The sequence below is a fragment of the Pseudomonas fontis genome (genome assembly GCF_028656955.1).
Lineage (GTDB): Bacteria > Pseudomonadota > Gammaproteobacteria > Pseudomonadales > Pseudomonadaceae > Aquipseudomonas > Aquipseudomonas fontis.
In genome coordinates this window covers 85418-94842 of the sequence record NZ_JAMDGY010000022.1, presented here as the reverse complement: position 1 = coordinate 94842, position 9425 = coordinate 85418, and the positions used below count along the sequence as shown (strand labels likewise).

General features: G+C 64.0%; 7 protein-coding genes. 1 reads left to right on the top strand and 6 read right to left on the bottom strand.

Annotated elements, in window-relative coordinates:
- Window positions 1-97 precede the first annotated feature (97 nt).
- Window positions 98-2275 carry a malate synthase G gene (locus M5G11_RS09405; protein WP_273909690.1) on the bottom strand — a complete coding sequence of 726 codons (2178 nt, stop codon included), beginning with the start codon at window positions 2273-2275 and terminating at the stop codon, window positions 98-100.
- Window positions 2276-2701: 426 nt separating this feature from the next.
- Here M5G11_RS09405 and M5G11_RS09400 point away from each other — a divergent pair, with 426 nt between their 5' ends.
- Entirely contained in the window at window positions 2702-3220 is a 519-nt protein-coding gene (locus tag M5G11_RS09400; RefSeq protein ID WP_273909691.1) for a glycine cleavage system transcriptional repressor, read from the top strand.
- Between the two features lie 215 nt (window positions 3221-3435).
- On the opposite strand, the gene rarD is transcribed toward M5G11_RS09400, so the two are convergent.
- From rarD to M5G11_RS09375, 5 genes are all read right to left on the bottom strand, one after another.
- Window positions 3436-4323, bottom strand: a complete 888-nt coding sequence (rarD, locus tag M5G11_RS09395) for an EamA family transporter RarD (RefSeq protein ID WP_273909692.1) — start codon at window positions 4321-4323, stop codon at window positions 3436-3438.
- A gap of 65 nt (window positions 4324-4388) precedes the next feature.
- A complete protein-coding gene (locus tag M5G11_RS09390; protein WP_273909693.1) occupies window positions 4389-5363 on the bottom strand; it encodes a serine/threonine protein kinase in 975 nt (324 codons plus the stop codon).
- A gap of 472 nt (window positions 5364-5835) precedes the next feature.
- Complete coding sequence (locus M5G11_RS09385) at window positions 5836-7740, bottom strand: PhoX family protein (protein WP_273909694.1); 1905 nt, start codon at window positions 7738-7740, stop codon at window positions 5836-5838.
- Window positions 7741-7804: 64 nt separating this feature from the next.
- On the bottom strand, window positions 7805-8569 hold the full coding sequence (locus tag M5G11_RS09380; protein WP_273909695.1) for a TOBE-like domain-containing protein: 765 nt from the start codon (window positions 8567-8569) through the stop codon (window positions 7805-7807).
- Between the two features lie 58 nt (window positions 8570-8627).
- Window positions 8628-9365 (bottom strand): ComF family protein, encoded by a 738-nt coding sequence (locus M5G11_RS09375; RefSeq protein ID WP_273909696.1) that lies wholly within the window; start codon window positions 9363-9365, stop codon window positions 8628-8630.
- Between the last annotated feature and the right edge of the window lie 60 nt (window positions 9366-9425).

Genomic DNA, 9425 nt, shown 5'->3' with positions numbered 1-9425 from the left:
GGTCAAGGCGCGGCATGCCATAACCGGTGTCCAAGCACATTACCACTTGACCAGTTCAGCCTTGCCGGCGATGGGCCGCAAAGCGGCCCTTGAGGGCTTACAGCCCGTTCTTCGCCTTGAACTCGCGACGACGACGATGCAGCACCGGCTCGGTGTAGCCGTTCGGCTGCTTGGCGCCTTCGACCACCAGCTCGATAGCCGCCTGGAAGGCGATGTTGCTATCGAAGTCTGGCGCCAATGGGCGGTACAGCGGGTCGTTGGCGTTCTGCTTGTCCACCACCGGCGCCATGCGCTTGAGGCTTTCCAGCACCTGGGCTTCGCTGACGATGCCATGACGCAGCCAGTTGGCCAGCAACTGCGCGGAAATCCGCAGGGTGGCGCGGTCTTCCATCAGGCCGACATCATTGATGTCCGGCACCTTCGAACAACCCACACCCTGGTCGATCCAGCGCACCACATAGCCAAGAATGCCCTGGGCATTGTTGTCCAGCTCGTTGCGTTTCTCTTCTTCGGACCAATTGGTGTCCACTGCCAGTGGGATGGTCAGGATGTCGTCGACCGAAGCCGGCGCACGCTTGGCGATCTCGGCCTGGCGAGCGAACACATCGACCTTGTGGTAATGCAGCGCATGCAGCGCAGCAGCCGTTGGCGACGGTACCCAGGCGGTGTTGGCACCGGCCATCGGGTGGGCGATCTTCTGCTCGAGCATGTCGGCCATCAGGTCCGGCATGGCCCACATGCCTTTACCGATCTGGGCGCGACCCTGCAGGCCGGTTGCCAGGCCGATATCGACGTTGGAGTTCTCGTAGGCAGCGATCCACTTCTGGGTCTTCATGGCGCCCTTGCGCACGACGGCGCCGGCTTCCATGGAGGTGTGGATCTCATCGCCGGTACGGTCGAGGAAGCCGGTGTTGATGAACACCACGCGCTCCTTGGCCGCCTCGATACAGGCCTTGAGGTTGACCGTGGTGCGGCGCTCCTCGTCCATGATGCCGACCTTCAGGGTGTTGCGCTTCATGCCCAGCACGTCTTCGATGCGACCGAACAGCTCGTTGGTGAACGCTGCTTCTTCAGGGCCGTGCATCTTCGGCTTGACGATGTAGACCGAACCGCTGCGGCTGTTCTTGCGGCTGGTGTTGCCGTTGATGTTGTGGATCGCCGCCAGGTTGGTGACCAGGCCGTCGAGGATGCCTTCCGGCACTTCGTTGCCATCCTTGTCGAGGATCGCGTCGATGGTCATCAGGTGGCCGACGTTGCGCACGAACAGCAGCGAACGACCGTGCAGGGTCACGTTGCCGCCGTTGGGCGCGGTGTACTCGCGGTCCGGGTTCATGGTGCGGGTGAAGGTCTGGCCGCCCTTGCTGACGCTTTCCGAGAGGTCGCCCTTCATCAGGCCCAGCCAGTTGCGGTAGATCACCACCTTGTCGTCGGCATCGACGGCGGCAACCGAGTCTTCGCAGTCCATGATGGTGGTCAGGGCGGCTTCCATCAGCACGTCCTTGACGCCCGCCGCGTCGGTCTGGCCAACCGGGGTGGTGGCGTCGACCTGGATCTCGAAATGCAGGCCGTTGTGCTTGAGCAGCACGGCGGTCGGTGCTGCGGCATCGCCATGGAAGCCGATCAGCTGGGCATCGTCACGCAGGCCGCTGTTGCTGCCACCCTTGAGGCTGACCACCAGCTTGCCGTCGGCAATGCTGTAGCGGGTCGCGTCAACGTGGGAACCGGCAGCCAGTGGCGCGGACTCGTCGAGGAAGGCGCGGGCGAAGGCGATGACCTTGTCACCCCGGACCTTGTTGTAGCCCTTGCCCTTTTCGGCGCCATCGGCTTCGCTGATGGCATCGGTTCCATACAGCGCGTCGTACAGCGAACCCCAGCGTGCGTTGGAGGCGTTCAGGGCGAAACGTGCGTTCATCACCGGCACGACCAGCTGCGGGCCGGCCATGCGGGCGATTTCATCGTCGACGTTTTGCGTGGAAACCTGGAAGTCGGCTGCTTCTGGCAGCAGGTAACCGATGTCCTGGAGGAAGGCTTTGTAAGCCACAGCGTCGTGGGCCTGACCTTTGCGCGCCTGGTGCCAGGCGTCAATCTGCGCCTGCAGTGCGTCACGTTTGGCCAGCAGGGCTTTGTTCTTTGGAGCGAGGTCGTTGATGATCTTTTCCGCCCCGATCCAGAACTGCTCGGCGTTGACGCCGGTTCCGGGAATGGCTTCGTTGTTCACGAAGTCGAACAGGACTTTGGCGACCTGAAGGCCACCGACTTGAACGTGTTCAGTCATTGCTTGCCTCACTCTGCTCAGCTATTCAGCTCTTCAATTTAAAGCCTGTAGCGCTTCTCTAAACACGGCACCAGAACATGCCCTATGGGCGGCTGGGTGCAGCCTTCCAGACGGGCTGGTAAGCGTTTCGTATTTTCACAGGCGCCTTGGCAGACATCGATCCGACGTTTTGTAGTCCGCGCAGCGGCATACTACATGATGCGTTGCGCTTCTGAAAATCTGACTAAATACGCCGTTCTGCGACCATTTGGTCGCAGGGGGGTCACGCTGGGAAGGGATATGTTCTCAAAAATCTGGTTAATTGTTCCAGATAAATCTTAAAACAGTACACGATTTGTTGTTCGGGTCGCCTGCGGCAGGTTGCCGCGCCTTGCCTATACTTTCCCCGCGCCTCGAATTTCAGGCGTCCAAACAGAGGAAGTGCGCGTGGACCATCTTGTATTGACAGTGATCGCCCCCGACAAGGCCGGGCAGGTGGAACGCATCGCCGAATGTATCGCCGAGCACAATGGCAACTGGCTAGAGAGTCGCATGTCGCGCATGGCAGGGCAATTCGCCGGGATCCTCAAGGTGGCGGTGCCGGCCGAATCCTATGCCGAACTGGTGTCTGCCCTGCAAGCACTGGGCAAGTACGAGATTCGCGTGCTGATCGCCGAAAGCGGCATCGAGCCGTCCTGCACCTGGAAGCCGATCGCCATGGAGCTGGTGGGCAATGATCGCCCCGGCATCGTGCGCGACATCACCCGGCTGCTGGCCGAGCAGGGCGTCAACCTTGAACGCTTCACCACCGATGTGCGCCCGGCGCCGATGAGCAGCGAGCCGCTGTTCCATGCCGACGCCTTGCTGGCGATGCCCTTGACTCTGTCGCTTGAAAGCCTGCAAAGCAAGCTTGAAGCCCTGGCGGATGACCTGATGGTGGAGCTGAAACTGCGTCCGGAAGAGTAGGCACTTATCCCGAGTTAACGTGCACCTGCCTGTGGATAAGCTGGGGAGACCCGGCTTGACGCCAGGCGGGCCGTGGCTTTGCCGGCTTTGAGCAAAAAACGATCAGAATTCAAGGGCTTGTGCACAAAGCACGGGGATGAGGGTGTGGATAACCTTGGGAGATGTCTCTACAGGCCACGTCATCCGTGGCTTGTAGAGTTTTGTACGTTTTTTGATCAAGCGCGTCGGCGCAAACTCAGCCAGGCATCCACGCTGTACAGGGCCAGGCCGGCCCAGATGAACATGAACGCCACCAGGGTGCTGTTCGACATATGTTCACCAAACAGCAGCACGGCTTGCAGCAACACCAGCGTCGGCGCCAGGTACTGCAGGAAGCCCAGGGTGGTGTACGGCAGGTGGCGGGCGGCGGCGTTGAAGCACACCAGTGGGATCAGCGTCACCGGGCCTGCTGCGATCAGCCAGAGCGCTTCGGTGGTGGTGTAGAACGCCGGTTGCGCGCTGTTCGCCAGCGGGTTGAGGAGCAGCCAGCCAATGGCCAGCGGTACCAGCATCCAGGTTTCCACCACCAGCCCCGGCAGGGCGGCGACCGGCGCCTTCTTGCGGATCAGCCCGTAGAAGCCGAAGCTCAGCGCCAGCACCAGCGAGACCCACGGCAGGCTGCCGACCTGCCACACCTGCTGGGCCACGCCGACGGCGGCCAGGCCCACGGCGACCCATTGCAGGCGGCGCAGGCGCTCGCCCAGCAACAGCATGCCCAGCAGCACGTTGATCAGCGGGTTGATGTAGTAGCCCAGGCTGGCTTCGAGCATGCGCCCGTTGTTCACCGACCAGACATAGGTCAGCCAATTGCCGGCAATCAGCGACCCGCTCAGGGCGAGGATCGCCAGGCGGCGCGGGTTGTCGCGCAGCTCCCGCCACCAGCCGGGGTGCTTCCAGAACAACAGCAGCACCGAGCCGAACAATGCCGACCAGAGCACGCGGTGGACGATGATCTCGACTGCCGGCACGCTTTGCAGGGCTTTGAAGTAGATCGGGAACAGGCCCCAGATGATGTAGGCGGTCAGGCCCAGGATGTACCCGCGACGCGGGTTGGCAGCTTGCATGCAGATTCCTTGCTTAGGCAGCTAACTAAAAATTCGGGCCATTGTAGACAGTCTGGCTCGCGCTTCTAGAACAATTTCAGCGGCTCTTCATCCAGTGCTGCGGTTTGCTCGCGCAGGGCGAGGATCTGGTCACCCCAGTAGCGTTCCTGGCCGAACCAGGGGAAGCTGCGCGGGAATGCCGGGTCGTCCCAGCGACGTGCCAGCCAGGCGCTGTAGTGCAGCTGGCGCAGGGCGCGCAGCGGTTCGATCAAGGCCAGTTCGCGTGGGTCGAAATCGTGGAACTCGTTGTAGCCGTCCATCAGTTCGGCGAGTTGGCCGAGGCGTTCGTGACGGTCGCCGGCCAGCATCATCCACAGGTCCTGGACGGCGGGACCGCTGCGGCAGTCGTCGAGGTCGACGATGTGGAAGATCTCGTCGCGGCACATCATGTTGCCGGGGTGGCAGTCGCCGTGCAGGCGGATGGTCTTGTGCGGGGTGCGGGCGTAGATCGCCTCGACCCGCTTGAGCAGGTCGCGGGCCACTGATTCGTAGGCTGGCAGCAGGCTGCGTGGAATGAAGTCGCCTTCGAGCAGGGTGGTCAGCGAGGCGTGGCCGAAGTTGTCCACAGCCAGCGCTTCACGGTGTTCGAAGGGGCGGGTGGAACCGACGGCGTGCAGGCGACCGAGCAGTTGGCCGAGGCGGTAGAGCTGGTCGAGGTTGCCCGGCTCTGGCGCGCGGCCGCCGCGACGCGGGAACAGGGTGAAGCGAAAGCCTGCGTGTTCGAAGAGGCTGGCACCGTTGTGGATAAGTGGCGCCACGACCGGGACTTCGCAATCGGCGAGTTCGGCGGTGAAGGCGTGTTCTTCGAGGATGGCCTCGTTGGTCCAGCGGCCCGGGCGGTAGAACTTGGCAATCAGCGGCTCGGCGTCTTCGATGCCGACCTGGTAGACGCGGTTTTCGTAGCTGTTGAGCGCCAATACGCGCGCATCGCTGAGGAAACCGATGCTCTCGACGGCGTCGAGGACCAGGTCCGGGGTGAGGGTATCGAAGGGATGGGACATGCTTGCTCCTGCCGTGCGGCAGAGTGGGCCGCATCATGGCTGGCATGGTAACGCAGAGCGGGGTCGCCAGGGCGGCCCATCGCGGGACCAGCCCGCTCCCACAAGGGCGATGAATTTTTGTAGCCGCTGCCGCAAGGCTGCGCTGGAGCCCGTAAGGGCTCCCAAAGGCGGCGCCTGCTATGCAGGCGAGCGCAGCCTTACGGCAGCGGCTACATGGGAGCAGAGGCACACTCAGGCGCCGATTACCCCACCGCTCTCGCCAGGGTGCTGGATCCCCACGAACAGGGTCTTCTGCCATCCGGTCACGCCAGGGCGGCCCATCGCGGGACCAGCCCGCTCCCACAAGGGCGATGAGTTTTTGTAGCCGCTGCCGCAAGGCTGCGCTGGAGCCCGGAAGGGCTCCCAAAGGCGGCGCCTGCTGTGCAGGCGAGCGCAGCCTTACGGCAGCGGCTACATGGGAGCAGAGGCACACTCAGGCGCCGATCACCCCACCATCCTCACGCACAATCGCCATCACCGACGACCTCGGCTTGCCCCCCGGCAAATGCTCCGGGAAGGTGGAACCACCCGTCTCGCCAGGATGCTGGATCCCCACGAACAAGGTTTTCTGGTCCGGCGCAAAAGCAATCCCGGTCACCTCGCAGGCCACCGGCCCGACCATGAAACGGCGGATCTCCCCGGTCGCCGGGTCGGCGCAGAGCATCTGGTTGTTGCCCATGCCGGCAAAATCCCCGGCGTTGCTGTAGTCCCCGTCGGTGAGTATCCACAGCCGCCCATCCGCATCGAAACCCAGCCCGTCGGGGCTGTTGAACATGTTCTGCGCGGTGACATTGCTCGACCCGCCCTTGGCTTCACCCGGGTGTACACCCGGGTTGCCAGCCACCACGAACAGGTCCCACTCGAAGCTCATCGCCCCCTGGTCATCGCCCGTTTCGCGCCAGCGCAGGATCTGCCCGTAGACATTCTTCTCGCGCGGGTTCGGCCCGCCCACCGGCTGGCCTTCTTCACCCCGCTTGACGTTGTTGGTGAGGGTGCAATACACCTGGCCATCCTTGGGGCTGACCACGATCCATTCCGGGCGATCCATGCGCGTAGCCTGCAAATGGCTCGCGGCCAGGCGCGCGTGGATCAACACCTGCGCCTGGCTGGCGAAGCCATTGGCGGCATGCAGGCCGTGCTTGCCGTGGGTCAACTCCAGCCACTGGCCCTTGCCGCGCGGCTTGTCGGCATGGCCGTCGCCATCATCGAAACGCGCGACATACAAGGTGCCGTGGTCCAGCAGGTTGCGGTTGGCCGAGAGGTTCTTGTGGTCAATACGGTCACGGCTGATGAACTTGTAGATGAACTCGCCGCGCTCATCGTCGCCCATGTACACCACCGCGCGGCCGTCGCCAGTTTCACCCAGGGCGGCGTTCTCGTGCTTGAAGCGGCCCAGCGCGGTGCGCTTGATCGGGGTCGACTCGGGGTCGAACGGGTCGATCTCCACCACCCAGCCATGGCGGTTGAGTTCATTGGGGTTCTTCGCCAGGTCGAAGCGCGGGTCATGCAGGTGCCAGCCAACCTCCTTGCCAGTGATCGACGCGCCATAGCGCTTTTGCCCGGCATCGAAGGCCTGGTTCGGGTCGCTGCTGCCGAAGCAGTCGGTGAAGTTCTCTTCGCAGGTCAGGTAGGTGCCCCACGGGGTCTTGCCGTTAGCGCAGTTCTGGAAGGTGCCGAGCACTTTGCTGGCGCTGTTGTCGGCCGTGGTGCGCAACCTGGCATCGCCGGCGGCCGGGCCACTCAGGCGGATCGGCGTGTTGCCGTGGATGCGCCGGTTGTAGGGCGAGCCCTGGACGAACTGCCATGCACCGCCCGCATCACGGCGCACCTCGATCACCGAGACGCCTTCGGCGGCCTGCGCCTTGTGCACGTCTTGCGCATTGGCCGGCTGGCCGCCGTGGGCAAACAGGGTGCGGTAGTTGGTGTATTCGTTGTTGATCGCCATCAGTGCGCGGTTGCTGTCATCGGCAAACGGGAACAGGCTCATGCCGTCGTTGTGGTCGCCAAATTGCACCTCCTGCGCCTGGGCCGTGCCCTGGCCGCTAGGGTCGAAGGCCGGGCTGTCGTGGTGCAGCGGCTGGCCCCAGCTGATCAGTACGGAGGCTTTGTAGCCTGCGGGCAAGGTGATGCTGTCGGCGCTGGAGGCCGCGATTGGCGCAAAGCCGAGCAAGGCGCTGTTGGCCGCTTCGATGCTGCTGGCCAGCACGCTGCGGCTGAGCAGGTTGCCGCCCAGGAACATCGCCGCGCCGCACAGGGCGCCGGCGCCGATAAAACGCCGACGGGTGAAACCGACCATCTGTTCGAGGTCGGTCGGCTGGGTTTCTTCTAATAGGCTCATCACAGGCTTCCTGCTGGTTTGCCTGCCACCTTAGTCAGCCGATATGACGGTTTTGTGGCCGTTTTTAGACAGGTGTTCCCAGCAGTACGTTAGCCGGTGAAAAGCTTACGTGCAGGGCGCTGCCGACGCCTATGCACTGGCTGGCCAGCCACGCCGGCTCGGCGAAGGCGCACAGGGTCTGGCCGTTGCCCAGCACCAGGCGCACCTCGGTAGAGCCCTGCGGGTCTTCGAGCAGTTCCTGGACCTCGGCGCACAGCAGGTTTTCGCCAGGCGCGGCACGCTCGTCGACGGTCAGCAGCTCCAGCCAGCCGGCCTTGATCAGCGCCACCACCTGGGTGCCGATCGCCAGTTCCAGGCGTTGGGTGCTGTCATGGGTGATCTGCGCCTCGATGCGCAGGTCACCGGCCAGCGCCAGTTCCACGCGGTCGTTGCGGCCCTGCGCCTGGATCGCGCTGATACGCCCGTGCAGCTGGTTGCGCGCACTGGTGCGCATCATTAGGCGGCTGAGCAGGTCGAGGTCGCTGGCGTCTTCGGCGGCTTCAAGGATCTGTGCCTGCAAGGCTTGCAGGCGTTGGTACAGGCGCAGCACGCGCTGGCCTTCCTCGGAGAGTTTCGCGCCACCGCCGCCACGGCCGCCCACACTGCGCTCGACCAGCGGGGTGGCGGCGAGGTTGTTGAGTTCGTCGATGGCATCCCAGGCGGCCTTGTAACTCATGCCGGCGCTTTTCGCGGCACGGGTGATCGAGCCTTGCTCGGCGATGTGCTGGAGCAGGGCGATACGTTGCGGGCGACGGACGATATGTTGGGTCAGCGGAGCAGACAAGGACATGGCGGGCACGATTGATGAACGAGTTCGGCTTGGAAAGTGCCCGCCTGCCGGCTGCAAGTCAAGCGCTGCCGGGCTTTGGCGTTCGTGCCAGGCAGTAGATGTCGACCCGCGCAGCGCCCTGCGCCCGCAGCAGCGCCGCCAGTGCCTGGGCGGTGGCGCCGGTGGTCAGCACGTCATCGACCAGCGCCAGGTGCTGGCCTTGCAGGGCCGCCGTCGGCTGCACGCTGAACGCCGCCTTGAGGTTGCGCTGCCGGGCGCGGGCGCTCAGGCCCTGTTGCGCCGGGGTGTCACGGGTACGGCTGAGCAGGTGGTCGGCGCAAGGGATTGCCAGTTGTCGGCTGAGCCACCGGGCGAGCATCTGCGCCTGGTTGTAGCCGCGCTGGCGCAGGCGTTGCCGGCCCATTGGCACCGGCAGCAACAGGCTCGGGCGGGCCAGCCCTTCGGCAAAGCGGTGGTTCAGCCAGTTGCCGAGCAACTGCGCGAGCAGGCGGCCCACAGGCCACTGACGCTGGTGCTTGAAGCGAGTGATCAGCGCGTCCAGCGGGAAGCCGTAGTGCCAGGGCGCCTCGACCTGCTCAAAGGCGGGGCGGCGCCGGCTGCACTGGCCACACACCAGCCCGCGCATCGGCAGGGGCAGGGCGCAGACCCGGCAGCGTTCATCCAGCCAGGGCAACTCAGCTTCACAGGCCGCGCAGATTGCCTGGGGCTGTTCGGCGGGCTCATCGCACAATAAACAGTGATGGTTGTTATTTAACCAGTTGTAAGCCAGTCGCTTTAGATGCGGTTGACAGTGCATGGCGCTTCCTTAACTATGCGAGCTATCCGTGATGCGCTCGTGGGCTTTCCTGTCCCGGCG